We start from the raw sequence: 25959 nt of genomic DNA on the forward strand, positions 1-25959 counted from the left end.
GAGCCGCAGCCCTTGTTAGGTCTCGACTATTCCTGGCTCGCGGATCCAGCGTACCAGCGATGGCTGCTCATCGGTGTCGTCAACACGCTGAAGCTGGCGGCGCTCTCGTCGGGCGCCGCCATACTCATCGGCATGCTCGGGGCTCTCGGCTTCACCCTGCGGATATTCTGGCTTGATGCCCTGATCGAGCTGTTCGTCGAGGTGTTTCGCAACACGCCGCCGCTGCTACAGATGCTCTTTGCCTATTTCACGCTCTCGACCCTCGGTCTCAGGGTGACCGATCCTTCGACCGGGCTATCAGTGCCGCTGCTCAGCGCCTTTGCTTGTGCTGCGATCTCGCTCAGTCTCTTCGGCGGGGCACTGGCCATCGAAGCGTTTCGCTCAGGTATCGAAACCATGCCGCGGTCGATCGTCGATGCGGCGCGGTCACTCGGGTACGGCCGGTGGGCCCGCTTCTGGCGCATCGAGGCACCCATCGCGACCCGCATCTGCCTGCCGGGGCTGACGAACATCCTGACCAATCTCTTCAAGACGACGTCGCAGGCGTCCGTCATCACCGTGCCGGAGCTGATGTACTACGCCGGGCAGATCTACAATGACACGTTTCGCACGCTGGAGGTGATGATCCTCGTGCTCCTCATCTACGTGGCGCTAGTGTCGATTCTCACATTCGCGATGGCGAGGCTCGAGGCCTTTATGGCCTTCCCGGGATACGGAAGGGGGGTTTGATGGCGGGGTTTGTGCTCCACTACGATGACAAGAAGCGCGCCGTTCAGTTGCTGATCACCCTTGGCGTAGTGGTCTGGATTGCTGTTGATGCCGCGACGGGCGGCTCGGCTTACTGGACCCGCGTGTTGGTGCGGCTTCCCCTGCTTCTGACCGGCTCAGCAACCGGTTGGCCGGTCACCGGCGGATTCGTTCTCAACATTCTCCTTTCGATCGCTTCCATAGCGCTGGCGACCGCGCTCGGCACGATCATGGGGCTTGGGACGCTTGCGCGGGTCGGATTGATCCGAGTTCCGTCTCTTCTGTTGGTGAATTTCCTGCGCAATTCACCCTGGCTCGTTCTGCTCTTTGCCACGCTCTATTTCCTGCCCTTCGAGATGCGAATCTTCGGCACGATCGTTCCGTTTCCACCATTCGTGAAAGCCGTGATTGGCCTTGCGCTGCCGACCGCGGCGAATTTTTCCGAGGTGATCCGCGGCGCCGTCCAATCTGTTCACAGCGGCCAATGGGAGGCGGCACGTTCACTCGGCTACAATACTTTCCAGATCTATCGCCACGTGATCATGCAGCAGGCGATGCGGCGCATGATCCCTGGCTGGATGAATCTCTATGCGCTCTTGATGATCGCGACCGCGCTCGCCACGGTCACCGGAATCCAGGACGTCCTGACGATCCTGAACACTCTGCTCGCCATGGAGAACGAGCGGGTGATCGTCTATTTCTATCTGACCATCCTGTTCCTGTTCATCGCCTATTGCTATCCGATCGCGGCCATCGCGCGCCGGCTGGAACGTGCCGTGAAGGGAGACAGCCTGTGAGCCGTATCGAAGCGCTGATCGAGCTCGACAACGTCCGCAAGTCCTTCGGCGACTTCGAGGTTCTCAAGGGCATTTCGTTGTTCGTGCAGAAGGGCGAGGCCGTCTGCATCATCGGCCCCTCCGGATCGGGAAAGTCCACCATCCTGCGCTGCATCAACGGCCTGTTTCCGATCGACGAAGGCTTTATTCGCGTCGGCACGCATCGCGTGCACGAATTGAAGTCGGATAAGGCGATGCGGTCGTTGCGCCATCAGGTGGCGATGGTGTTCCAGCAATACAACCTCTTCCCGCATCGCACCGCGCTGCAAAACATCATGATGGCGCCCATCCAGGTGCTCGGACACGATCGCGCCGAAGTCGAGGAGCGCGCCCGCAAGCTGCTGAAGAAAGTGCGGCTCTCCGAGAAGGCGGACAGCTATCCGGGACAGCTCTCCGGCGGACAGCAGCAGCGCGTGGCGATCGCCCGCGCGCTCGCGATGCAACCGGAAGTGATCCTGTTCGACGAGGTGACGGCGGCGCTTGATCCCGAGACGGTGAAGGACGTGCTGTTCGCTATCCGCGAGCTGGTGGAGGAGGGCCTCACCTGCATCCTCGTGACGCATGAGATGAAGTTCGCCCGGGAGGTCTCGCAGCGAGTCTGCTTCACCGATCATGGTCTGATCGTGGAGAGTGCGCCACCTGGAGAACTTTTCGACAGTCCGCAAGATCCTCGCACGCGCGAATTCCTCGGTCAGGTTCTCTGATCACGCCGTCCCCGTTCAAAGAAAGATAAGCCGGAAAGGCTCGATTCATCATGCCCCGTTTTGACGATATCTATGCCAAGGACTTCAAGGAGGCGCCCTATTGGTGGGAGGCCGCCGAACCGGAAACCGATCTCGACCCCTTGCCGGAACGAGCCGATGTCGTCGTCATCGGTTCGGGCTATGCCGGACTGAATGCGGCGACCCATCTGGCGCGTGCCGGCCGCTCAGTCGTCGTCATCGACGGTGACCGGATCGGGGAGGGCGCCTCGACGCGGTCGGGCGGCATGGTGTCGAGCGGCCAGAAGCTGGTGGTTGGCGGTGCGATCAAGGGGATCGATCCCGCGCTGTTCTCGCGCCTGATCGGCGAAAGCAACGAGAGCTTCGATTATCTGAAGATGCTGGTCGAGACCGAGAAGCTGGATGCCGGGCTCGCACTCACGGGCCGCTTTTTCGGCGCTCACGCTATGGGCGACTACGAAACGCTGAAACGGCACGGGGCGCTGCTGGCGGAAAAGACCGGCGTCACCGTGCGTTTTGTCGATCGCGCGCAGCAGCAATCTGCGATCGGTTCGGATTACTATCATGGCGGCATGGTGATCGACCAATATGGCGGTCTGCACCCGGGCAAGTATCACAAGGCGTTGCGAGACCGGGCGCGCGCCGCCGGCGTCGTGCTGCGCTCACATGCGCGTGCAGGGATGGTGCTGGACGGAGCGAGTGGCGAGAAGATCGTGCCAACCGCGCGGGGCAGCATCCGGACCACCCACGTCGTCGCGACCACCAACGGCTACACCGATGCCGTTGCGACGCCGGGGCTCGCCAGCCGCATCGTTCCGGTGAAGAGCTATCAGATTGCCACCGAACCGCTGCCGGCAGATATGCTCGCGGAGCTCATTCCGCAGGCGCGTATGGTGTCCGACACGCGCCGTGACCTGATCTACGCAAGGCCGTCACCCGACGGGACGCGGCTGCTGTTCGGCTCGCGCCCGGGCATCTTCGATATGCCGGACAAGCTTGCCGCAAAGCGGCTCTATGTGCGCATGCTCACCGTCTGGCCGCAGCTCGCGGGTGTGAAGATCACCCATGCCTGGAGCGGCCGTGTGGCGATGACCGTCGACAAGATCGCCCATCTCGGCGCTCGCGACGGCACTGATTTTGCGGCCGGCTGCAACGGCAATGGCGTCGCGCTGATGACCTATCTCGGCTACCAGACGGCGCGCAAGATTCTCGGCGAGCAGAACCTGCCGTCGGCTTTTGACCGCGAAGAGTTCACGGCCGTGCCGTTCTATTCGGGCAAGCCCTGGTTCGTGCCGCTCTTTGCCGGCTGGTATCGCCTGCGCGATTTCCTCGATCGTCCGGGACGCTGAATTGGAGCGGCCCACAAAGCGTTCGCCGCGAAGGAGGGCAATTTGTCCAGCATAATTCCCGAGCTCGTCATCACGCCGCAGGAACTGCCGGCGAAGGTGGACGTCGTCGTCATCGGCGGCGGCATCATCGGCGTATCGACCGCGCTTTCGCTGGTTGAGCGCGGCGTCAGCGTGGCCTTGTGTGACAAGGGATTGATCGGAGCGGAGCAGTCGTCGCGAAACTGGGGTTGGGTGCGCCAGATGGGCCGCGATCCGGCCGAGTTGCCACTTGCCATCGAGAGTCTCCGGCTTTGGCGCGGCATGAACGCACGCATCGCCGGCGAAACGGGCTTTCGGCAGACGGGCATCGCCTACCTCTGCGACACCGATGCCGACGTTGCGATGTATGAGGAGTGGCTGAAGCATGCCGCCCCGCTTGGTCTCGATTCCCGCCTCGTCAGCGGCGAGGGGCTGAAGACGCTCATTCCCGGAGCGACGAAGCCGTTCCGCGCCGCATTGCACACGCCGAGCGACGGCAAGGCCGAGCCCTTTATCGCAGTCCCGGCGATGGCGCGGGCCGCGGCCGCCAAAGGCGCGCACATCCTCACCAATTGCGCGGTTCGCTCCATCGAGCGATCGGCCGGTCGGGTGAGCGGCTGTGTGACCGAGCGCGGTGAGATCCGCTGCTCCTCCGTGGTTCTGGCGGGGGGAGCCTGGTCGCGCTTGTTCGCTGGCAACATGGGCATCGATCTTCCGGTCCTGAAGATCCTCGGCAGCGTCGTCCGCCTGTCCTCCGTCGACGGCGTTCCGGATTTCGCAGTTGGTGCGGGCAACTTCGCTTTCCGTCGCCGTTTGGACGGCGGGTTCACTGTCGCTCAGCGCAACGCAAATATTGCGCCGATCACGCCGGACAGCTTCCGTTTGTTCTGCGATTATACACCGACGCTCATCAAGAGCTGGAATGAGCTGACACTTCGCATCGGCGGTCAGTTTTTTCGTGAGCTGTCGATGGCGCGAAGTTGGCGGAGCGACGAAGTTACCCCTTTCGAACAGATTCGTATTCTCGATCCGGATCCATCCTGGCGGTTCGTTCGAGGCGGCGTTCGCCATTTGCGCGAGGCTTTCCCGGTTTTCGGCGATGCCAAGATCACAAAGATGTGGGCCGGCCTGATGGACGTTACGCCGGATGCCGTTCCAGTCATAGCGCCGGTGGGGGCCATTCCGGGCTTCTATCTCGCGACAGGTTTCTCCGGTCACGGTTTTGGTATCGGCCCGGGCGCCGGCGCGTTGATGGCCGACCTAGTGACCGGATCGACGGCTTGCGTCGATCCGGCTCCGTTCCGGATCGAGCGATTCAAGCGGTTGAAAAAGGTCGCCTGATTTGAGCCTTTTGTGCTCGTCGATCGCGGATCGCGACGCCCCTACATCGGTCAGAACTTTAGACTCGAACCCGGAGAGCACGCCATGAGCGAGCAAGCAGATTTCGTTGTCGTAGGTCTTGGCGCGATGGGCAGTGCGATCCTTTACCAGTTGGCTAAGCGTGGCGTGCATGCGATCGGAGTCGATCGTTTCGTGCCCCCACACCGTATGGGGTCGAGCCACGGAGAAACCCGTATCACGCGGCAGGCAGTCGGTGAGGGTGGCGTCTATGCTCCACTCGTCCTCAACTCTCACCGGATCTGGCGTGAGCTCGAGGCGGATACCGGCGAGAAGCTTCTGCATGATTGCGGCGTTCTGGTCATGGGGCCCGGCACGGGACCGACCTCGCACCATGGCAAACCGGACTTCGTCGCACGCTCGGTCGAGGTCGCACGCGATTTCGGCATCGAGCACGAAATTCTCGACGGTACGGAAGTTGCATGCAGGTTCCCTCAATTCCTGGGCCTCGCAGGAAACGAGAAGGCTTACTATGAGCCTGGCGGCGGATATGTTTTTCCGGAGCGCTGCATCTCGGCACAACTGAGCCGCGCCGCGCAACTCGGCGCACAAATCCGTACCGGCGTTAAGGTTCTTTCAGTCGACCAACACAGCATTGTCCGTGTCGAGACCTCGAGCGGAACGATTGAGGCACAGCAGGCTGTGGTGACGGCCGGTGGCTGGACGGCGCCCTTGCTGGGAGCGCCGTTCGATCGCCTGCTGACCGTCAATCGCCAGGTTCTTCACTGGTACGAACTCGACGATCTCGCGGTCTACCGACCTGACGCGCCGGCGTTCATCTGGATGCATGGCGCGACCGACGTCGACTATCTCTATGGCTTTCCACCGCTGCCGGGCGATCGCCGGATCAAGGTCGCGACCGAACAGTATGAGATGCCGACCACCGCTGATGCCATCAACCGCGAGGTCGATCCGGCAGAGTCCGCCGAGATGTACCGCAGGCACGTCCAAAGGCGGTTGGCAGGTGCGACGCCGCGCGTGGCTCAAGCGGCCGCCTGTCTCTACACCGTCACTCCCGATCGCGGGTTCATAATTGATCACCATCCGCGTCACGATCGCATTTTCGTGGTCTCGGCATGTTCCGGCCACGGTTTCAAGCACTCCGCCGGAATCGGTGCTGTGGTTGCCGAACGATTGACCGGTGGGCGTAACCATATCGATCTGACTTCGTTTGCGATCGCACGTTTTGAGTAAGTCCAGCCGCTCTCCCATAGATGGACCAGCGCTTCGGCGAAATGCGCTCGATCGACAAAAGGGCTCCGTCAGGGGGCGCTACGACGATCCAGCGGAAAAGCGGTGGGAACTGCCGGCCGATCTCGCAAGACGCATAGCGCGCGTCTCGGAGATGATATGAGCCGATAGCTCACGGCCTATTGAGCTGCCGGATCATTCTCGCCGATGCTGGCTCTCCAAGGTTCTTCCCGGCGCCCTCAGGCGTCAGCTTGCTCTCCCTGCCAAGAAGCGAAATTCTTTCTGTTGAAAGTGGTGCATGCTTGGGCAATGAATGTATGGCAATGACCTGAGCGGGATAGCTCGGAAGCGGTACCGTGGACTGCGCGAGCTGAAGATCAAGATCAAGCTGTTGAATTACAAAGATTCAAGTTCTCCGTGGCCCCGATGATGGATTGGAGCAAGAGTTTAATTTCTTCAATCGGTTAGAGGCGGGTGTGTGCACAACATGTGCACCGGGAGATCAAGAAAAATCCATTGAAGGCCAGTGTGGGTCGACGTCTCGGACTGATTTGACTCCGCAGAAGTTGCGCGTCTGGCCCAAGAAGGAAAGCGCGAGCAGGTCGCGGTAATGGATTCTACGCAACCTTGGTACGCCACGTCTGCGATCTGCATCGAATTCTAGGCCTCGAAGAATGCATTCGTGGGCCTGTGCAGGCCGAGGTGATCGCGTAATGTTGTGCCTTCATACTCAGAGCGGAACAGACCGCGTTCCTGAAGAAGAGGGACCACGAGCTGGACGAAATCCCCAAAGCCTTCGTGAAAGTAGGGCGGCATGACATTGAATCCGTCGGCGGCGTGCCCCTCGAACCAGAGCTGGAGCGTGTCGGCGATGCGTTCGGCCGAGCCGCACAGCACCCAGTGGCCGCGGGCGGCGGCGGTGAGATTGTAGAGGTCGCGCAGCGTCATGTTCTCGCGGCGGCCCTTGGCGAGCATGACGCTGGCGAAGCTGTGATAGCTGTCCGACGGCGCGATGTCGGGGATCGGTCCGTCGAGATCGTAGGCCGACATGTCGCGGCCGAAACGGTCGGAGAGGATCGCGAGCGCGTTGCTGCCGCTGACAAAGCTCTGGAGTGTGTTGAGCTTCTCGAACGCCTCCTTGTCGGTGCGGCCGACCACGGGCATCACGCCCGGCAGCACGGTGACATCCTCCGGCCTGCGCCCGAATGCCGGCAGCCGCGTCTTCAGCGAGGCGTAGCCGGCCTTGGCTTCCTCGATGTCCTGCACCACCGAGAACACGATGTCGGCGGTGCGCGCGGCGAGCGCCTGGCCGGCCTCGGAGCCGCCGGCCTGCAGCACAACGGGCTGGCCTTGCGGGGTGCGGCCGATGTTGAGCGGGCCCTTCACCTTGAAGAATGCGCCGTCATGGTCGATCGGGCGAAGTTTCGCCGGATCGATGTAGAGGCCACGGGCGCGGTCCGCGACGATGGCGTCGTCGGCCCAGCCGTCCCACAGGCCCTTGACTACATCGAGGAATTCGCCGGCCATCTCGTAGCGGCGGGCGTGGTCGGGATGGGTGGTCCCGAAATTCGCCGCCGTCGCCGGATTGGCGGTCGTCACCGCGTTCCACGCCGCGCGTCCCCCGGAGATGTGATCGAGCGAGGCGAAGACGCGCGCGACCGAAAACGGGTCGCTGTAGGTGGTGGAGACGGTGGCGCCGAGGCCGATATGGCTGGTCGACGTCGACAGCGCTGCCAGCATCGTCAGCGGCTCCAGCCGCAGCGTGTAGGAGGGATGGGCGGCGGCATCAGCATAAAGATTGTCGCCCATGAAGATCAGGTCGAACTTGCCGCGCTCGGCGGTGCGTCCGATCTCCTGGATCGCCGCGAAGTCCTGGAAGCTGTCGACCGCGCCGGGATAGCGCCAGCCGGCGACGTGGCTGCCGGTGCCGAGGATGAACAGGCCGAGATGCATCTGTCGTTTCATGGCATCATGTCCAGAACAGGATTTTTCGCTCGAGGAAGCCGATCAGGCCGAAGAAGGCGAGGCTCGCGGCAGAGGCGACGAAGATCGCCGACCAGACCTGGACGAAGTCGATCTGGAGCACGGCCTGGTAGATCACCCAGCCGAGCCCGCCGTGCGCGCCGAGCATTTCGGTGACGATCGCCACGATGACGCTGCGCACCGTGGAAACGCGCATGCCGGCGAGCAACAGTGGCAGCGCGGTCGGCAGGCGAAGGCGCCACAGCACGCTAAAGCGGCTTGCGCCGAAGCTTCGCATCAGGTCGATGGCGCGGCGATCGACACGGTCGAGCCCGGCCAGCATCGATAGCAGGATGGTGAAGCTCACCGCCATCGCCACCATCACGATCTTCGAGCTGACGCCGATGCCGAACCAGAGCAGGATCAGCGGCGAATAGCCGACCACGGGCACCGAATTGATGGCAGTTGCGAGCGGCAGGATCGCGCTGCGGAGCGGCGGCACCAATGCGATCGCAATGGCAAGGCCGATGCCGATCAGGCAGCCGAGACCATAGCCCGCCAGCGCTTCCAGCAACGTGTAGCCGGCGGCGTCAATGAGGATTGTGCGCTTGGACCAGAGGCCGACGAGGATTTCGCTGACGGCGGGGAGCACATAGGCCGGCAGATGCAGTCCGCGCGCAGTGCCTTCCCAGCACGCGATCAGCAGGACAACGCCGAGAATACCGCGCTGGACGGCGAGCGAGGGCGAGGCCAGCGCGCGGCTCATTGCTCGGCGCTCCAGAACACGAGGCGTCGCTCGATCGCGGCAACCACGGCATAGAAGCCCGTGCCGAGCAGGGCGGCGGCGAGCAGGGCACCCCAGATCGCGACCACATTCTCGGTGAACATGGCCTGGAGCAGCAGCACGCCGAGCCCGGTGGTGTCGCCAAACCATTCGCCGACGATGGCACCGACGAGGCTCAACGATGCGGCGAGCCGCAGCGCCACGAAGATCTGCGGCAGCGCGGTCGGCATCTGCAGGCGCAGCAGCAGCTGGCGGTTGGAGGCGCCGAAGCTGCGCATCAACGCGACCTGCTTGGGATCGACCGTCTCGAGGCCCAGCAGCGTGTTCACCGTCACCGGAAAGAAGGTCAGGTAGAAGGCGATCATCGCCTTGGCGAGCAGGGTGTTGCCGAACCACAGCACGACCAGCGCGCCGAAAGCGATCACCGGAATGGTCTGCGACACCACGAAGATCGGAAAGATCATCTCGCGCAGCGCGCGGATGCGGAAGAACACGACGCCCATGAGCACGCCGAACGCGCCGCCGGAGGCGAAGCCGATCAGCGTCTCGGCGAGCGTGCGCAGGAAGCCGTCGACATAAGCCCGCGGTGTCGCCGCCATCGTCATCAGGATCGTGCTGAGGCGTGGCAGGTAATAGGGACGGATGCCGAATAGCAGCACCGCGCCTTCCCAGATCACCGCCGCGATGGCGAGGCCGAGCAGCAGCCGGACCAGCTTGCGCAGCGAATCCGGCATCGTGACTGGCCGCGCAGCCGCGCGGCCGTCACCGAGCGATGTCGCCGCAGGGCTGCTCACGGCAGCCGGTCCGCCGCCGGGACGCTCTGGATAAAGCTGGCATCATAGGCCGCGGCGAGATCGACCGGCTTGGAGATCACGCCATACTTCAGGAAGAAGTCGTGGGCGGTCTTGACCGCGTCGGCATCAATCCAGAACATGCCGTTCTTCGCCGCAGCGCCAGCGGTCATCAGGCGTTTGACTTCGGTCAGCATGAATTCCTGCTGCGCGCGGTCGAGCGTCGGGGCCGCGGCCATCACCGTATCGACGGCGCCCTTGGGATCGGAGAACGCGTCCTTCCAGCCCTTCAGCGAAGCGCGCAGGAACGCCTTGACCAGCTCCGGCTTCTCCTTGGCGGTCGCCTCGGCCACGATCAGCGTGTCGCGCGGGAAGGTGATGCCGTAATCCTCGGCGACGAAGGTCTTCAGGCTGTCCTTCGGCATGCGGGACTGAATGGTGTAGAACTCGTTGTAATAGGTCGCGGTGATGACATCGACGCTGCCGTCCACGAACGGCGTCACTGAAACCTGCTGCGGCTGGATCTTCAACTCATCCGGCTTGATGCCTTCCTTGGCGAGCATGCCGTTCAGCACATGGTTGGCGCCTGTGAACCAGGTGGTGACAGTCTTGCCCTTGAAATCCTGGATTGTTTTCACCGGCCCGTCCTTGCGGGTGACGAAGATGAAGGGCGTGATCTGGTGCGACACGCCGATGCAGACGATCGGCAGTCCCTTGTCGCGGGCCGCGAACACGCTGTCGGTACCGCCGGACAGACCGAACGTGTCGGCGCCGGTCGCGACAAGGTTCTCGGTCAGCAGATTGGGTCAACCGGGATTGATGGTGAGGTCGATGCCCTCGGCCTTGTAGTAGTCCTTGGCCGCTGCGACGTAGAAGCCGGCGAACTGCGCCTGCGGCAGCCATTTCAGGCGCAGGCTCGCCTTCTGCAATTCGGCGGCGGGCGCAGCCGTCACAAGCGAGCCGGTCGCCAGTGCAATGGCGAAGAGGACGGAGAAGGCGTGACGACGGCTCAACATGGTCATACTCCAGACGGTGAAAATCAATTGCGATAGGATGGATCGGTGCGGTCGAGCTGGCGCATCAGCGCCGGCCATTCGCGTTCGCCGGGCACGAGGATGTCGCCCTGCAATTCCCAGAACTGTCGGGCGGCCTTCTCGCAGATTTCGTGCGGGGGCATCACCAGCCTGGCGCCGGCAGCGGCCGCCGCCTGCATCTGCAGCTGGATCCGCGCGGCGCGTTCGAAATAATAGAGCAGCATGAAGGCTTCGCCCGGCGTCCGGCCGACGGTGAGGATGCCGTGATTGCGCATCAGCACCACCTTGTGCGGACCGAGATCGCGCACCAGGCGGACCTGCTCGTCGAGGTCGATCGCAACGCCCTCGTAATCGTGGAAGGCCTGACGGTCGTAGAAGCGCATCGCGAACTGGCTGAGCGGCAGCAGGCCTTTTTCCTGCCCGGACACAGCGACGCTCGCGTCGGAATGGGTGTGCAGCACGCACGCCGCGTCGTGGTTCGAGGTGTGGATCGCGGCATGGATGACGAAGGCCGCGACGTTGAACGCATGAGGCGTGTCGTCGAGCTTGTTTCCCCTGGTGTCGATCTTGACGAGGCTCGACGCCGTGATCTCGTCGAACAGCAGCCCGTAGGGATTGATCAGGAACTGATCCTCGTGGCCGGGCACGCGCAGGGAGATGTGATTGTAGATCAGATCGTCCATGCCGAGCTTGGCGACCATGCGATAGCAGGCCGCGAGCTTGACGCGGGCGTCCCACTCGGCCGGATCGATCCCGTTCGCATCTCTCGCCGACATCGCGTTCACTGCGGCTTCTCCTGCGCGATGGAGGATTGGAACGATTTCATGCTTTCCTCCTCGATCGCATCGAGCAGGGTACGCTTGAGGCGGACGAATTCGGGGGAGGTGACGATCTCCGGCCGGCGCGGGCGCGGGAGATCGACGACCTGTTCGAGCTTCACCGAGCCGGGACGGGCGGTCATGACCAGCACGCGATCGCCGAGGAAGATCGCCTCGTCGACGTCATGGGTGATGAAGAGAATGGTGCGGCGGTATTTCTGCCAGACGTCGAGCAGCCAGCGCTGCATCATCGCCCGCGTCAGCGCGTCGAGCGCGCCGAACGGCTCGTCCAGCAGCATCAGGTCGCGCTCGAACAGGAAGGTCCGCATCAGGGCGACGCGCTGGCGCATGCCGCCGGACAATTGATTGGGATATTGCTTCTCGAAGCCGGCGAGGCCGAACTCGGGCAGCATCTTCAGCGCCTTGGCGCGCGCGTGCTCGCGCGGCATGCCCTCGACCTCGAGCGCGAGGATGGCGTTGTCCACGACGTTGCGCCAGGGAAACAGCAGGTCGCGCTGCGGCATGAAGGAGACACGGCCGAGCAGATCGGCAGCATGGCAGCTCTTGTCCTCGAAGCGCAGGATGCCGCCGGCATCGGGTTCTTCCAGCCCGGCGACGATGTTGAAGAGGGTGCTCTTGCCGCAGCCGCTGGGGCCGACAACGGTGACGAACTCGCCGGGGGCGATGCTCGCCTGAAGCCCTGATAGCGCCGCGACAGCACCGAATGTCTTGCTGATCGCGCGAAGTTCAAGCAGCGGCTTGGGCTGAGCCTGCGGGGCATCGGTGACCAGGCCGGGATGGGGGAGGCGGGCAGCCTGCACCGGGATATCCTTGTATAATGGCAGCGGCCATTCGCATACGAAAGCGGAGCCGCGTCAAAATCCCGTAGCAACTCGTGTGCCAGTGCGATTTTCCGGCAAATCAGGCATAAGACTTGCGAGAACGACGGCGAATATCTCGGCGACACCCGCATCTCCCGGAGAAAACCGGCTATTCGTCGTAATAGGAGCGCCAATATGTATACGTATATTGGGATTGGAGAAACATAATGGCGAGTATTGGTGCACATAGCGCAGGCAAGCGCGTCAAAAATGGGCACGAAACCCTCACCGCGAGTCCAGGCATGACGCTCGCCGAAAGCTTGCGCCAGAGGCTCGAGGGCGCGATCGCAGCCGGCCATTTGGAGCCGGGAAGCCGGCTCGACGAGCAGGAGATCGCCCAGCGTTTCGGCGTCTCGCGCACGCCAGTGCGGGAGGCGTTCCGTTTGATGGCAGCCAACAATCTGGTCGAGCTGCGCGGCCGGCAGGGGGCGACGGTCCGCAGCATCAAGGCGCAGGCGCTGATCGAGATGTTTCAGGTTATGGCAGAGCTCGAAGGGCTCTGCGCGCGGCTTGCCGCAAGGCGCGTGTCTCAGGCCTGGGGTGCGGAAATTGGCGAGATACACCAGAGGCTTGTTGCAGCAGGCGAAACCGGCGACATCGACGTCTTCTATGACATCAACCAGGAATTCCACGAAGCGATCTACGAGGCCTCGCGCAACACTTTCCTCGCCGACCAGACCCGCAAGCTGCGCAATCAGGTGGCCGCCTATCGCCGTCGGGTGACGCGCATGCCGAACCGGATCGCAGATACCGTCCGCGAGCACGAGGCGATCATGCAGGCGATCCTGGCTCATGATCCCGAGCGGGCGCACAGCGCCATGCGGGACCACGTCAACCTGCTCGGCGACAACCTGCTGGACTTCCTCGCCGCCTTCGAATGACCGCCCCGGCCTCTTGGTATGCAAATTGCTAGACCTTGTATATCTAGCTTGCATCCTGGAGACCCGGAGTGGACCTGAAGCTGACGAACAAGACCGCCTTGATCACCGGCGCGTCGAAAGGAATTGGACTTGCGGTGGCCGAGCTCTTCGCCGCGGAGGGGTGTCATCTGCATCTCGCCGCCCGCAACGGCGAGGCGATGCTCGAGGCCAAGAAGCAGCTCGAAGCCCGCCATGGCGTGAAGATCACCATCCATGCGCTCGATTTGTCGAGCACGGCTGCGATGGAAAAGCTCGCGGCCGAGGTCGGCGACGTCGACATCCTCATCAACAACGCCGGCGACATCCCGGCAGGCTCTTTGGAAATTCTCGACGATGCCGCGTGGCGCCGCGGCTTCGATCTCAAGGTGTTCGGCTACATCACGCTGTCGCGTCTCTATTATCCGCACATGAAGGGCAAGGACGGCGTCATCATCAACATCATCGGCAATTCCGGCGAGAACTGGGACGCGAGCTACATCGCAGGCTCGACCGGCAATGCGGCGCTGATGTCCTTCACAAAGGCGCTCGGCGGCCGCAGCCTCGATCACGGCGTTCGCGTCGTCGCCGTCAATCCGGGTCCGGTTGCCACCGACCGCATGCTCAAGATCATGAAGCGCAAGGCGATCGACATGCTCGGCGACGAGAGCCGCTGGGAGGAGCTGTTCGACAAATATCCGGGCAAGCGGCCCGCGACGTCGGAGGAGGTCGCCGATCTCGTCGCCTTCCTGTCCTCGCCGCGGTCCGGCTACATCACCGGCACCGTGGTGACGATCGACGGCGGCATTGCCGCACGCGGCTCCGTGATCTGAGGCGTCGATGTCGGGGTTTCAATCCGCAGCGCTGGTCCGCAACCGCTATTTCGACGAGCTCTCGGCGACGCCGGGGCTCTATTGGCTCGGCCAGAACACCAACCATATCGAGAGCCATCCCGCCGTGCGTGAGGCGATGCTGCGCTCGATCGAGGCCGGCGAGTTCAATGCCTATGCGCCGCCGCTTGGCTTCGAGGCGCTGCGCGCCGCGATTGTCGCCGATCTCGGCACGCCCGGCGCGGAGGCGCTGGTGACCGAGGGCGGCGTCAACGCGCTGGCGATGATCTGCCGCGCGCGCTGCAAGCCCGGCACCACGCTGGTCACGACGGACCCGACCTGGAAGTGGCCGTGCCTGTTCGCGCGCCAGCAGGGCGCCGAGGTGATCGAGATTCCGATCTACGATCCCGCCTGCAATTACCGCCTGACGCCCGAGGCGTTGAAGGCGAATGTCGATGAGCGTACGGCGATCATTTATCTCGTCGATCCCAATAATCCGCTCGGCATTCGCTACACCCGAGAAGAAATCGAGAGCTTTGCTGCGATCGCGCGCGATTGCGGCGCGCTGCTGGTGCATGACTGCACCTACCGCGATTTTGCCGATGGCCACACGCCGGCGCTCCACGTGGCCCCGAAAGGCTCGGTGGTCTCGACCAGCTTTTCGAAATGGCTCGGGCTTGCGGGCTTGCGGATCGGTGCGCTCGTCGCAGCGCCTGATCTGTTCGAGGAGCTGGCGCAGACGTCCACGAGTGTGCTCGGCGCCAGCGTCATCGCCCAGCGCGCGGCGCAGGCGGGGTTATCGGTCAAGGCCGAATGGATGAAGAAGGTCCGCAGCACCGACCGCGCCAACAAGGCGATGATCCAGGAGGCGTCGGCCGCGATCGACGGATTGGCGCTGCCGATCATGCCCTCGCACGGCAACTTCCTGGTGCTGGAGACCATTGCGGCGGGGATCCGTCCCGAAGCGCTGGTCGAGTGCTATCGCCGGCAGGGCATCATGATCCGCCAGGGCACCTATCACACCCAGCGCTTCGGCGACCGGTTTGTGAAGATCAGCACCTCGGTGCCGCAGGCGTGGGTCGAAAAACTCTGCATGCTGCTGCCGGACATGGTTGCGCAGGCGCGTACGCTCAACGACCTGCCGCCGCAATTCTAGGGACGATGCCGATGACGATGATCACAGCGAAGGACGGCGTGAAGCTTCATGTGGAAGAGGCGGGTGAGGGCACGCCGATCCTCTTCATCCACGAGTTCGGCGGCAATCACGACAGCTGGGAGCCGCAACTGCGCTATTTCAGCCGGCGTCACCGCTGCGTCAGCTACGCCGCGCGCGGCTATCCGCCGTCGGACGTGCCCGACAGCGTGGAGGCCTATTCGCAGGCGATCGCCGCTGATGATGCGGTCGCCGTGCTCGATGCGCTGAAGATCGAAAAGGCGCACATCGTCGGCCTCTCCATGGGCGGCTTCTGCACGGTGCATTTCGGCCTGCGCACTCCGGAGCGCGCGCTGTCGCTCACGGTGGCGGGGGCCGGTTACGGCTGCGAGAAGGAGTTCGAGGAGTATTTCCGCGGAGTCTCGCTCGAAGTCGCCGACAATTTCGAGAAGCAGGGCGCGAAGGAATTTTCGAAGATCTACGCGCTCGGCGCGAGCCGCGTCCAGTTTCAGAACAAGGATCCGCGCGGCTGGCAGGAATTCGCCGATCGCCTCGCCACCCATTCCGATCGCGGTGCCGCCAACACCATGCGCGGCGTCCAGGCACGTCGACCGTCCTTCTACGATCTCGAAGACGGCCTGAAGAAGATGATGGTGCCAACGCTGGTTATCGTTGGCGACGAGGACGATCATTGTCTCCAGCCCGGCATCTTCCTGAAGAAGACCATTCCGGCCTGCGGCCTCTCGGTCTTCCCCAAGACCGGCCACACGCTCAATCTCGAAGAGCCGGCGGCGTTCAATGTGCAGCTCGCCGAGTTCATCGCCCAGGTGGAGGCGGGACGCTGGCTGCCGCGCGATCCCCGCGCGCTGCCGGGCCAGATCATGCGAACGAAGTAGTCGATGACGAGCCTGCTTCTGATCAACTCCGACCGGCTCTGGACCCGCTTGATGTCGCTCGCCGAGATCGGCGCGACGCCGGCCGGCGGGGTCAACCGTCAGGCATTGAGCGACGGCGAGATCGCGGCGTGGCGACGCGTGATCGGCTGGGCGCACGAAGCGGGCTTGACGCCGTCGACGGATGCGGCGGGAAACCTGTTCCTGACGCTGGCCGGCCGCGATCGCGCAGCGCCGCCGGTTCTCGTTGGCAGTCATCTCGATAGCCAGCCGACCGGCGGCAAGTTCGACGGCGCGGCCGGTGTCATGGCGGCGTTGGAGGCGGTGGTCTCACTGGCCGAGCAAGGCGACAAGCCCGCGCGCGACATCATCGTCGTCGCCTGGATGAACGAGGAAGGTTCGCGCTTCGCCCCCGGCATGATGGGCTCGGAGGCCTTTACCGGCGAGCGCGACATCGACGCGATTCGCGCCGCACGCGATGCAGACGGCATCAGCGTCGGCGAGGCGCTCGATCGCCTGCATCAGGCTTTTCCTGATATGCCGCGCAGGCCGCTCGGCTTTGCGGCCGAAGCCTATATCGAGTTGCACATCGAGCAGGGACCATTGCTGGAAGCGGCCGCCTGCACCATCGGCGTCGTTACCGGAATTCAGGGCAAGAAGACGTTTCAGGTGGTGATCGAGGGCGCGGAAGGTCACGCCGGTACGCTCGCGCAGCAGGAGAGGCGGGATGCGCTCGCGGCCTTTGCCCGGATGGCGTCGGGGCTCTATGCCGAGATCGGCGCCATCGATGCCGACATCAAGTTCACGATTGCCCGGGTCGCCGTTGTGCCCAACGCGCCTTCGGTGGTCCCGTCGCGCGTCAGTTTTAGCATCGATCTGCGCCACCCTGACAATGCGGTGCTCGATGCCGCGGGCGCGCGCATCACAGCTCTTTGCCAAGAGCAAGCCTCGCCGTGTACGGTCACGGTGACGCCGCTCGTTGATGCTCCTTCGAACGCCTTCGATCCGCGTCTGCGGGCAAGCATCGCGGAGGCGGCACGAGAGCAGGGGCATTCCGCCATGGCGATCCTCTCCGCGGCCGGTCACGATGCCCGTCACCTCGCAAAAATCTGCCCCACCGCGATGATCTTCATCCCGTGCCGCGACGGCGTGAGCCATGTCGAACACGAATGGGCCGAGCCCGATCATGTTGCCGCCGGCGCCTCCGTGCTGGCACAGGTGATGCGCGACATCGCCTTAGCGCCGGCGATCGAGGCGTGAGGAGTTGATGCACGACGTCGCCCCGCCGGACTATCGCGATGCGATGGCGCGCCTCGGCGCCGCAGTCAGTATCGTCACCACCGATGGGCCCGCAGGTCGCGCGGGGTTTACTGCGTCAGCCGTCTGCAGCGTCACCGACGATCCGCCGACGCTTCTGGTGTGCATGAACCGCGCGTCCTCGGCGTTTGCAAGCGTGACCGGCAACAATGTCGTCTGCGTCAATGTGCTGTCGGCTCAGCAGGAGCCGCTGTCGCGGCTGTTTGGCGGCAAGGTGCCTGCCGCGGAGCGGTTCGCGGCGGCGACATGGTCGACGCTCGAAACGGGGGCGCCCGTTCTCGCCGGCTGCGCGGTTGCCTTCGACTGCCGGATCGTTAATGTCACGACCGTCGGCACGCATGATGTGTTGTTTTGTCGCGTTGTTGCGCTGCAGGCTGGTTCGACGGAGAACCTGATCTATCTTGGCCGCGCCTACCACTCTGTACGGGCAGTGTTTTGACCCGCAGCCGTGCCGGCCGGCTTGGTAGGTCCGTTCCGCGGTCGTGAACCGCCTTGCACAGTTTTGCTACACGCCGGCACGAATTGCGGCAATCCTCGCTGCAACAACGCGCTTGACATCATATTCGATCTCAACGACCGTATCGGGCGAGCGTAGGGCAACACGGCCCATCAACGCGACGAGTTCAATCATTTCCAACGCCACGCTTTCCCAGCGTGTTTGGTTGGCGGCGAGGGCGCCCTCGGCTTGACAGCCGGCGGGCGCTTTTTTTGTTTTTGGATCGAGTGATGACGCGGAAGCTGTATCGAATAGGAGTGATGTTCTCGACGACTGGATCCTACAGCGTCGTCGCGCGTTCGATCCTTAATGGTGCATTGCTGGCGTTCCAGGAGGTCAATGCGAGCAGCTCCGACATCGAGCTGGAGCCTGTCGTCGTCAATCCGTCCGGCGACCTCGCGCGCTATCGCTCACTCAGCCTTGAACTGCTCAATTCGGGCATCCGTCAGGTTGTCGGCTGCTACACCTCGTCGAGCCGCAAGGAGGTCATTCCCTGCTTTGAGAAGTTCGACGGCCTGCTCTGGTATCCCTCGCACTACGAAGGGTTCGAGAGCTCCGATAACGTCATCTACACCGGCGCCGCGCCCAATCAGCACGTCCTTCCGCTGGTCGACTATCTCGCCTCACGCGTCGGCGGCCGCGCCTTCTGCGTCGGCTCCAACTACATCTGGGCCTGGGAGAACAATCGCATCTTCCGCGAGGCGTTGACGGCGCGCGGCGGCACCGTGCTTGCCGAGCGCTATCTCTCGGTCGGCGACACCGAGGTCGACCAGGTCATCGCGGCGATCATCGACCAGCGTCCCGATTTCGTCTTCAACAATTTGATCGGCACCAGTGCCTACGCGTTCTTCCGCGCGTTCCGCGTAGCCTGCCGCGCGCGGGGCATCGACCAGGCTGTGGAAATCCCGGTTGCGAGCTGCACGCTGTCGGAACCGGAACTGCCGGAGATCGGTCCTGATGCGGTCGATGGACACCTGTCCTCGAGCGTCTATTTCTCGTCACTGAACTCGCCCGAAAATGCCGCCTTCATCGGCGCCTATACGCGCTCCTTTCCGGATGGACCGGTGTCCTCGGCCGATGCCGAAGCCTCTTACATCGCCGTCAAGCTGCTCGCCGCGGCCTTGTCGCAGGCCGGCACCGATGACGCCCGCACCGTGCGCGCCGGCGTGGCCGATCAGCGGCTGCGCGCGCCGCAAGGGGAGGTGCGCATCGACCGGCAGACCTTTCATGCCTGGCTTACCCCGCGCATCGGTCGCTCGGCCGCCAACGGGCAATTCGAGGTGCTGCTGGAATCCCGCGAGCCGATCGCGCCCGATCCCTATCTCGTCCAGTCGTCGCCGCGCTTTGCCAGCGCAATGCGCTCTCCGCTTTTGAAAGTGGTGCAATCATGAGCTCTCGACTGCTGCAGAACTTCAAGGGCGGCCGCGCCATCGTCGTCACACGGCGAGGGGGATGGGAGAGCGCGCTCGAAACCACGCTGGCCAAGCTCGGCGTCTCGACCGAATATCCTGAAATCATCGACGGTCGCGCCCAGATCGACACTGCGAGCCTCCAGGCCGATCGCGACATCCTGTTCGTCGACGGCGATCTCGAAGGCGCGGTTGCGATCGAGATCAACCCGGCCTCGCGGTTGCCGCCGGTACCCGTGATCGGCCTCGTCGGCGTCGAGGCGCCGAGCCGACTCAAGGCGCTGGTCAATCTCGGCGCGACCTCGTTCCTGCGCAAGCCGGTGCATGGCGGCGCGGTCTACACATCTCTGTTCATGGGCATCAACCAGTTCCTGCTGCGCGCCGAGATGTACGAGCGCCTGCAGGGCCTCGAGGAACGCCGCCGCGGCCGCCGCGCAGTGATCCGGGCCGTCATCCTGCTGATGCAGCAGGACAGTCTCGACGAGGAGGGCGCCTATTCCCAGCTCCGCCGCGACAGCATGCGCGCGCGGCAGAACATGGAACTCTATTGTGAGGAGTTTCTGAGCAGGCGGGCGAAGCCGCCCGACACGTCCGGCCGCACGACCGGCATCATGCTGCAAGGCGGCAACAAGCAGGCCATCTAGGAGAAGCCAAATGACCAAGTCTGTATTGCGGGGGCTGCGCGCCGCAGCCCTCACGGGGACGCTTGTCTTCGGATTACATCAGGCGCTCGCAGCGGAAAACCCGATCAAGCTCGGCGTGCTGGAGGATCAGTCCGGCGATTTCGCCGCGGCGACGATCGGCAAGGTCCACGCCATCCAGCTCGCCGCCGACGAGATCAACAAGGCCGGCGGCATCATGGGCCGGCCGCTGGAGCTCGTGGCCTACGACACCCAGTCCGACAATACGCGCTACCAGGAATTCATGCGGCGCGTGCTCCAGCGCGACAAGGTCGACGTCGTGTTCGCGGGCTTCTCCTCGGCCTCGCGCGAGGCATACCGCCCGATCGTCGACCAGTTCAATGGCTTCGCCTTCTACAACAACCAGTATGAAGGCGGCGTCTGCGACGGCCACATGATCGTGACAGGCGCAGTGCCCGAGCAGCAATTCTCCACGCTCATTCCCTACATGATGGAGAAGTACGGCAAGAACGTCTACACGCTCGCCGCCGACTACAATTTCGGCCAGATCTCGGCGGAATGGGTCCGCAAGATCGTCAAGGAGAACGGCGGCAAGATGGCTGGCGAGGAGTTCATCCCGCTCGGCGTCTCGCAGTTCTCCCAGAGCATCCAGAACATCCAGAAGGCCAAGCCCGATTTCGTGGTCACGCTGCTGGTCGGCACCGCGCAGGCCTCCTATTACGAGCAGGCCGCCTCGGCCAACGTCAACCTGCCGATGGCCTCTTCGGTCAACGTCGGGCAGGGCTACGAGCACAAGCGCTTCAAGCCGCCGAGCCTGAAGGACATGTACGTCACCACCAACTACATCGAGGAGATCGACTCGCCGAAGAGCAAGGAGTTCTATGCCAAGTTCAAGGCAAAATTCCCGAGCGAGCCTTATGTGAATCAGGAGGCCGAGAATTCCTATCTCGCGGTCTACCTCTACAAGCAAATGGTGGAGCGCGCGAAATCGACCAAGCGCGAGGAGATCCGCAAGGTGATCGCGATGGGCGACGTCTGCATGGACGCGCCGGAGGGCAAGGTCTGCATCGACCCGAAGAGCCAGCACATGTCGCACACGATCTATCTCGCCAAGGTCGGCGCCGATCATTCGATCTCGTTCCCGAAGACCTGGGAGGACATCAAGCCCTACTGGCTCGGTGAAGCCGGCTGCGACCTCACCAAGAAGGATCCGATGGCCCAGTACACGCCGTCGAATCCGCCGCCGAAACCCTGACCCGGCGGCTGACCGCTCCGGCGCTTGCGGCACGCCTCTGGCGTTGCCGCCCGCCGGAGCGGTCACGGACATCTGCGGCGGCGCTGCCGCATCCTCCTACATCCTGGTTGATTCATGGACATCGCGACCCACGTCTTCTCGGCGCTCTATCAATTCGGCGACGCCTTCGCATTCCTGGTGCTCTCGGCCTGCGGGCTCGCGGTGATCTTCGGCATGATGGGCGTGATCAATCTCGCCCATGGCGAATTCATCATGTGCGGCGCCTACGTCACCGCTGCGACCGTGCATGCCGGCCTGCCGCTGCCGCTAGGAATACTGGCCGGCACCCTCGTGTCGGCGCTGGTCGGTGTCGTCGTGGAGCTTGCGGTGATCCGCCATCTCTACGACCGTCCGCTCGACACCATCGTCGCCACCTGGGGGCTCAGCCTGATCGCGACGCAGGGCACGCTGATCATGGTCGGCTCGACCATGGCCGGTGTCGGCACGCCCTTCGGCAGCTTTCAGGTCGGTGACTACTCCTATTCCATCTATCGCATCGTGCTGTTCTGCGCCGCGCTCGGCGTGCTCGCTGCGCTCTACGCGCTGTTCAACTGGACGCGTTTCGGCGTGCTGGCCCGTGCCACCATCCAGGTCCCGCATATGGCGGCCGCGCTCGGTGTCGACACGCGCCTGATCTACAGCCTCACCTTCGCCTGCGGGGCAGGGCTAGCCGGCCTTGCTGGCGGTCTCTATGCGCCGACCATGACGCTGGTGCCGACCATGGGCGCGACCTTCATCATGGAGGCCTTCGTCACCGTGGTGATCGGCGGCGCCGACGTCTTCCTCGGCACGGCGCCCGCGGGCGGCGTGCTCGCGGTGGTGAAATCGGTGATGACGTCGTGGCAGGGGCAGCTGTTCGGCCAGATCGGCCTCTTGGTTGCCGTCATCATCGTGGTCCGGGTTCTGCCGAAAGGCATCTCCGGCTTCGTGCTGCGCGAGCGCACCTGACGGAGTGATGGCGTCGTGACCGGTTTCCTCTCGCTGTTTCGCCGTCTCGAAGGCCCGCAGACCGTCGGCCGCGGTCCGGCCTTCTGGGGCCTGTTCGCGCTCGTGCTCGCCGTCGCGCTGGCCTATCCGCTGTTCAGCGACGGGTACACCGTCGGCAACACGGTGTACTTCTTCGTCTGGGTCTTCATCGCGCTCAGCCTCTGCCTGATCTGGGGCTATGGCGGCTCGCTCTCCTTTGGCCAGACCGCCTTCTTCGGGATCGCAGGCTATGGCTACGGCGTCCTCACCATCAATTTCGGCGCGGCCTACGGCTTCACGTTGCTGGCATTGGTGATCGCGGTGGCGATCGCCGCGCTGTTCGCGGTGCTGCTCGGCTATTTTATGTTCTTCGGCCGCATCGCCGGCGTCTTCCTCGGCATCGTCACGCTCGCGGTGACGCTGATGCTGGAGCGCTTCATGGCGCAGACTGCTGGGCCGGAATGGCACATCGGTAGTGCACGGCTCAACGGCTTTAACGGTATGAGTGCGATGCCGCCGCTCACCATCCCGTGGCCGGGTGAGCCGATCGTGCTGTTCGCCGATGTCGGCCTCTACTACCTCGTGCTCGGCCTTCTGGTCTTTGTTTATCTGGCCTTGCGCATTCTGATGAACTCGTCGTTCGGCAACGTCATCGTCGCCATCCGCGAGAACCCTGAAAGGGCCGAGATGCTGGGCTATGACGTGCGCAAGTACCAGCTCATCACCTTCGTCATCGGCGCCGCGCTCGCAGGACTCTCCGGCGTGCTCTACACGGTGTGGGGGCAGTACATCACGCCGTCCAGCATGGGCATGACGGCGGCTGCGCTGCCGCTGATCTGGGTCGCGGTCGGCGGCCGCAGTGACCTCACGTCGACGGTGATCGGCACGCTGGTGGTGCTCGCCGCGTTCCAGGCGCTTACGATCTACGGCAGCCAGTACGCGCTGGTCTTCATGGGCGTGCTGCTCGTGCTCACAGTCCTGATCGCGCCCAACGGTCTCGTGCTCGGGGTGATGAACTGGCTCGGTCGCATCGCCACCCGCCTCACGCAGAGGACCGGCTAATGTCGCTGCTCGAGCTGCGCAAGCTGAACAAGCATTTCGGTGGCCTGCACGTCACCAATTCCGTGGATCTCACACTGCGGGCCGGTGAGATCCATTGCCTGATCGGGCCGAACGGTGCCGGCAAGAGCACGCTGTTCCGCCTGATCCTGGGCGAGCATCATCCGGGCAGCGGCGACATCCTGTTCGCCGGGGAAAACATCACGGCGCTGAAATCCTTCGCGCGGATTCACCGCGGGCTCTCGGTCAAGTTCCAGGTGCCTGGCGTATTCAAGGGGTTGTCCGTCCGCCAGAATCTGGAGATCGCCCTGCAGAGCCGGCATCGCGGCGCGGAGCTCGACGCGGAGATCGGCCGGCTGCTGGCCTTCCTTGGCCTCGAATCCGAGCAGACGCAGATCGCCGGCAATCTCAGCCATGGCCAGAAGCAATGGCTCGAGATCGGCATGGCGATCAGCCTGAAGCCGCGCCTTCTGCTGCTGGACGAGCCCACCGCCGGCATGTCGCCGGAGGAAACCCACATGACCGGCAAGATGGTGCAGCGGCTCAATGCCGACGGCATGACGGTGCTGGCGATCGAGCACGACATGGCGTTCGTCCGGCAGGTCGCGCACCGCGTCACCGTGCTGCATCTCGGCCAGGTCTTCGCGCAGGGCTCGATCGACGAGATCGTTGCCGACGAGCGTGTGGCGGCGATCTATCTGGGGCAGGCTCATGCTTGATATGCCGCGCAAGGAAGTGATCCTTTCGACTCTGGGCTTGCGCGCCGGCTATGGCGGCAAGCCGGTGCTCCAGGGCCTCGAGATCGAGGTGCGGGAAGGCGAGATCGTCGCCGTGATCGGACGTAACGGCGTCGGCAAGTCGACGCTGATGAAGAGCCTGATCGGGCTCGTGCCGGCGATGGGCGGCTCGATCGTCTATCGCGGCGAGGCGGTGGAATCGCTGCCCGCGCACAAGCGGGCGCGCCTCGGCATGGGCTATGTGCCGCAAGGGCGTGACGTGTTTCCGCGCCTGACTGTCGGCGAGAACGTCGCTGTTGGCGCTGCGATCAAGGGCGGCGGCGTTCCCGAAGCCGGCCGGCGCAAGATCGTCGAAGCCTTTCCGATCCTCGAAGAGCGCTGGCGCCAGCGCGCCGGCACCATGTCCGGCGGCCAGCAGCAGCAGCTCGCGATCGGACGCGTGCTGATCGCCGATCCCAATCTGATCCTGCTCGACGAGCCCTCGGAGGGCATCCAGCCCAACATCGTCCAGGACATCGCGCGCAACATGGTCGAGCTCAATCGCAGGACCGGGGTGACCATCATCCTGGTCGAGCAGAATCTCGACATGATCCGCGCCATGGCGCAGCGCTGCTACGTCATGGACAAGGGCCGCATCGTCGCCAATCTCGATCGCGCGGCGCTCGACGACGAGGCCGAGATGCGCCGACATCTCGCGGTTTGAAGACTGACGCCTACGACAGAAGGAGAAAAGCAAATGTCCTGGCAGAAAGACTCCATCATGGCCCGCAAGGGTGTCGCCAAAGGCGAGCGCGGCACGAAATACACCATCACGGAGAGCGAGCAGGGCAAGTACCACTATGTCTACGGCCCCTATGTGAAGCCGGTGCTGACCGTCGATCCCGGTGCGGTGGTCGCCGCCGAGACCCATGACGCGTTCGAGGGCGCCATCAAGAAGGAGACCGACAGCCCATCGAAGATTCTCAACTTCCCGTTCCTCAATCCGCAGAACGGGCCGATCCACGTCAACGGCGCCGAGAAGGGCGACACACTTGCGGTCTACATCGAGAGTATCGTGCCGCGAGGGCCGCAGCCCTGCGGCACCACCGTGGTGATGCCTGACTTCGGCGGGCTGGTCTCGACCGGGCAGACCGCGCTGCTCAACCCGGCGCTGCCGGAGCGGGTCAAGAAGCTCGAGATCGACGCCAAGACCGGCACCAAATGGAACGACAAGATCACGCTGCCTTATGAGCCCTTCATCGGCACCATCGGCACCTCGCCGGAGATCGAGGCGATCTCCTCGCTGGTCCCCGACTATTACGGCGGCAACATGGATCTGCCCGATATCGGCGTCGGCGCCGTCATCTACCTGCCGGTCAACACCAAGGGCGCGCTGCTCTATCTCGGTGACTGCCACGCCGCGCAGGGCGATGGCGAGCTCTGCGGCGTCGCCATCGAGCATCCGACCGTGACCACGGTGCAGGTCGACCTCATCAAGAACTGGACCATCGCCTGGCCGCGGCTGGAAACGAAGGACTTCATCATGACCATCGGTTCGGCCCGGCCGATGGAGGATGCGGCCCGCATTGCCTATCGCGAGCTGTGCCGCTGGATGGCGGCCGATTACGGTTTCGACGAGATCGATGCCTACATGCTGCTGACCCAGTCTGGCCGTGTCAGGCTCGGCAACATGGTCGATCCCAAATACACGTTGGGCGCCTCCATCAAGAAGTCCTATCTCGCTTGAGGCCGATCGGA

Annotated in this window: 26 protein-coding genes and 1 pseudogene; 20 read left to right on the forward strand and 7 right to left on the reverse strand. The window is 63.8% G+C overall.

Going from position 1 to position 25959, the window contains the following annotated elements:
• The first annotated feature begins 12 nt into the window (after positions 1-12).
• The 6 genes from ACVJ19_RS25110 to solA all read left to right on the forward strand — a co-directional run bounded on the left by ACVJ19_RS25110 (position 13) and on the right by solA (position 6264).
• On the forward strand, positions 13-729 hold the full coding sequence (locus ACVJ19_RS25110; protein WP_453951789.1) for an amino acid ABC transporter permease: 717 nt from the start codon (positions 13-15) through the stop codon (positions 727-729).
• Entirely contained in the window at positions 729-1544 is an 816-nt protein-coding gene (locus tag ACVJ19_RS25115) for an amino acid ABC transporter permease (protein ID WP_453951791.1), read from the forward strand. The genes ACVJ19_RS25110 and ACVJ19_RS25115 overlap by 1 nt, the downstream gene beginning before the upstream one ends.
• Positions 1541-2287: an amino acid ABC transporter ATP-binding protein gene (locus tag ACVJ19_RS25120; protein ID WP_453951792.1), complete on the forward strand. Its 747-nt coding sequence runs from the start codon at positions 1541-1543 to the stop codon at positions 2285-2287. The genes ACVJ19_RS25115 and ACVJ19_RS25120 overlap by 4 nt, the downstream gene beginning before the upstream one ends.
• A 50-nt stretch (positions 2288-2337) precedes the next feature.
• Positions 2338-3654, forward strand: a complete 1317-nt coding sequence (locus ACVJ19_RS25125; RefSeq protein ID WP_453951793.1) for an NAD(P)/FAD-dependent oxidoreductase — start codon at positions 2338-2340, stop codon at positions 3652-3654.
• Positions 3655-3696: 42 nt separating this feature from the next.
• Positions 3697-5013, forward strand: coding sequence for an NAD(P)/FAD-dependent oxidoreductase (locus tag ACVJ19_RS25130; RefSeq protein ID WP_453951794.1), 1317 nt, complete (start codon positions 3697-3699; stop codon positions 5011-5013).
• Between the two features lie 84 nt (positions 5014-5097).
• The gene (gene solA / locus ACVJ19_RS25135) at positions 5098-6264 is read left to right on the forward strand and encodes an N-methyl-L-tryptophan oxidase (RefSeq protein WP_453951796.1); all 1167 of its coding nucleotides are present in this window, start codon (positions 5098-5100) and stop codon (positions 6262-6264) included.
• A 657-nt stretch (positions 6265-6921) separates the two neighbouring features.
• On the opposite strand, the gene ACVJ19_RS25140 is transcribed toward solA, so the two are convergent.
• The 6 genes and pseudogenes from ACVJ19_RS25140 to ACVJ19_RS25165 all read right to left on the reverse strand — a co-directional run bounded on the left by ACVJ19_RS25140 (position 6922) and on the right by ACVJ19_RS25165 (position 12471).
• Positions 6922-8226 (reverse strand): LLM class flavin-dependent oxidoreductase, encoded by a 1305-nt coding sequence (locus ACVJ19_RS25140; protein ID WP_453951797.1) that lies wholly within the window; start codon positions 8224-8226, stop codon positions 6922-6924.
• 4 nt (positions 8227-8230) lie between these two features.
• Positions 8231-8989 (reverse strand): ABC transporter permease, encoded by a 759-nt coding sequence (locus ACVJ19_RS25145; RefSeq protein WP_453951798.1) that lies wholly within the window; start codon positions 8987-8989, stop codon positions 8231-8233.
• Positions 8986-9801 carry an ABC transporter permease gene (locus ACVJ19_RS25150; RefSeq protein WP_453951799.1) on the reverse strand — a complete coding sequence of 272 codons (816 nt, stop codon included), beginning with the start codon at positions 9799-9801 and terminating at the stop codon, positions 8986-8988. Before ACVJ19_RS25150 ends, ACVJ19_RS25145 begins: the two co-directional genes overlap by 4 nt.
• Positions 9798-10892 (reverse strand): annotated as a pseudogene (locus tag ACVJ19_RS25155) (ABC transporter substrate-binding protein). Before ACVJ19_RS25155 ends, ACVJ19_RS25150 begins: the two are co-directional and overlap by 4 nt.
• The gene (locus ACVJ19_RS25160) at positions 10838-11617 is read right to left on the reverse strand and encodes a class II aldolase/adducin family protein (protein WP_453951800.1); all 780 of its coding nucleotides are present in this window, start codon (positions 11615-11617) and stop codon (positions 10838-10840) included. The pseudogene ACVJ19_RS25155 and the gene ACVJ19_RS25160 overlap by 55 nt, the downstream one beginning before the upstream one ends.
• Positions 11614-12471: an ABC transporter ATP-binding protein gene (locus ACVJ19_RS25165; protein ID WP_453951801.1), complete on the reverse strand. Its 858-nt coding sequence runs from the start codon at positions 12469-12471 to the stop codon at positions 11614-11616. The genes ACVJ19_RS25160 and ACVJ19_RS25165 overlap by 4 nt, the downstream gene beginning before the upstream one ends.
• 302 nt (positions 12472-12773) lie before the next feature.
• On the opposite strand from ACVJ19_RS25165, the gene ACVJ19_RS25170 reads away from it, so the two are divergent.
• The 6 genes from ACVJ19_RS25170 (at position 12774) to ACVJ19_RS25195 (ending at position 18059) form a co-directional block, all read left to right on the forward strand.
• The gene (locus ACVJ19_RS25170) at positions 12774-13412 is read left to right on the forward strand and encodes a GntR family transcriptional regulator (RefSeq protein ID WP_453951802.1); all 639 of its coding nucleotides are present in this window, start codon (positions 12774-12776) and stop codon (positions 13410-13412) included.
• 68 nt (positions 13413-13480) lie between these two features.
• Complete coding sequence (locus tag ACVJ19_RS25175) at positions 13481-14260, forward strand: SDR family oxidoreductase (protein ID WP_453951804.1); 780 nt, start codon at positions 13481-13483, stop codon at positions 14258-14260.
• Between the two features lie 7 nt (positions 14261-14267).
• Positions 14268-15413, forward strand: a complete 1146-nt coding sequence (locus ACVJ19_RS25180; protein ID WP_453951805.1) for a pyridoxal phosphate-dependent aminotransferase — start codon at positions 14268-14270, stop codon at positions 15411-15413.
• Between the two features lie 11 nt (positions 15414-15424).
• Complete coding sequence (locus tag ACVJ19_RS25185) at positions 15425-16306, forward strand: alpha/beta fold hydrolase (protein WP_453951806.1); 882 nt, start codon at positions 15425-15427, stop codon at positions 16304-16306.
• A 3-nt stretch (positions 16307-16309) separates the two neighbouring features.
• Positions 16310-17563, forward strand: a complete 1254-nt coding sequence (locus tag ACVJ19_RS25190; protein WP_453951807.1) for a Zn-dependent hydrolase — start codon at positions 16310-16312, stop codon at positions 17561-17563.
• A 7-nt stretch (positions 17564-17570) separates the two neighbouring features.
• The gene (locus ACVJ19_RS25195) at positions 17571-18059 is read left to right on the forward strand and encodes a flavin reductase (RefSeq protein WP_453951808.1); all 489 of its coding nucleotides are present in this window, start codon (positions 17571-17573) and stop codon (positions 18057-18059) included.
• 66 nt (positions 18060-18125) lie between these two features.
• Here the strand turns inward: ACVJ19_RS25195 and ACVJ19_RS25200 are convergent, their stop codons facing one another.
• Complete coding sequence (locus ACVJ19_RS25200; protein ID WP_453951809.1) at positions 18126-18251, reverse strand: hypothetical protein; 126 nt, start codon at positions 18249-18251, stop codon at positions 18126-18128.
• A gap of 95 nt (positions 18252-18346) precedes the next feature.
• On the opposite strand from ACVJ19_RS25200, the gene ACVJ19_RS25205 reads away from it, so the two are divergent.
• From ACVJ19_RS25205 to ACVJ19_RS25240, 8 genes are all read left to right on the forward strand, one after another.
• A complete protein-coding gene (locus ACVJ19_RS25205; protein WP_453951810.1) occupies positions 18347-19507 on the forward strand; it encodes a transporter substrate-binding domain-containing protein in 1161 nt (386 codons plus the stop codon).
• Positions 19504-20169, forward strand: coding sequence for an ANTAR domain-containing response regulator (locus ACVJ19_RS25210; protein WP_453951811.1), 666 nt, complete (start codon positions 19504-19506; stop codon positions 20167-20169). Before ACVJ19_RS25205 ends, ACVJ19_RS25210 begins: the two co-directional genes overlap by 4 nt.
• A 10-nt stretch (positions 20170-20179) precedes the next feature.
• A complete protein-coding gene (locus tag ACVJ19_RS25215) occupies positions 20180-21421 on the forward strand; it encodes an urea ABC transporter substrate-binding protein (RefSeq protein ID WP_453951812.1) in 1242 nt (413 codons plus the stop codon).
• A gap of 114 nt (positions 21422-21535) precedes the next feature.
• On the forward strand, positions 21536-22408 hold the full coding sequence (locus tag ACVJ19_RS25220; protein ID WP_025035503.1) for an ABC transporter permease subunit: 873 nt from the start codon (positions 21536-21538) through the stop codon (positions 22406-22408).
• Positions 22409-22423: 15 nt separating this feature from the next.
• A complete protein-coding gene (locus ACVJ19_RS25225; protein WP_453951813.1) occupies positions 22424-23488 on the forward strand; it encodes a branched-chain amino acid ABC transporter permease in 1065 nt (354 codons plus the stop codon).
• A complete protein-coding gene (locus tag ACVJ19_RS25230; RefSeq protein WP_453951814.1) occupies positions 23488-24204 on the forward strand; it encodes an ABC transporter ATP-binding protein in 717 nt (238 codons plus the stop codon). Before ACVJ19_RS25225 ends, ACVJ19_RS25230 begins: the two co-directional genes overlap by 1 nt.
• A gap of 1 nt (position 24205) precedes the next feature.
• The gene (locus tag ACVJ19_RS25235; RefSeq protein WP_456739529.1) at positions 24206-24925 is read left to right on the forward strand and encodes an ABC transporter ATP-binding protein; all 720 of its coding nucleotides are present in this window, start codon (positions 24206-24208) and stop codon (positions 24923-24925) included.
• 33 nt (positions 24926-24958) lie between these two features.
• The gene (locus tag ACVJ19_RS25240) at positions 24959-25948 is read left to right on the forward strand and encodes an acetamidase/formamidase family protein (RefSeq protein WP_453951815.1); all 990 of its coding nucleotides are present in this window, start codon (positions 24959-24961) and stop codon (positions 25946-25948) included.
• Positions 25949-25959: the final 11 nt, after the last annotated feature.

Source organism: Bradyrhizobium sp. USDA 376 (genome assembly GCF_054063675.1).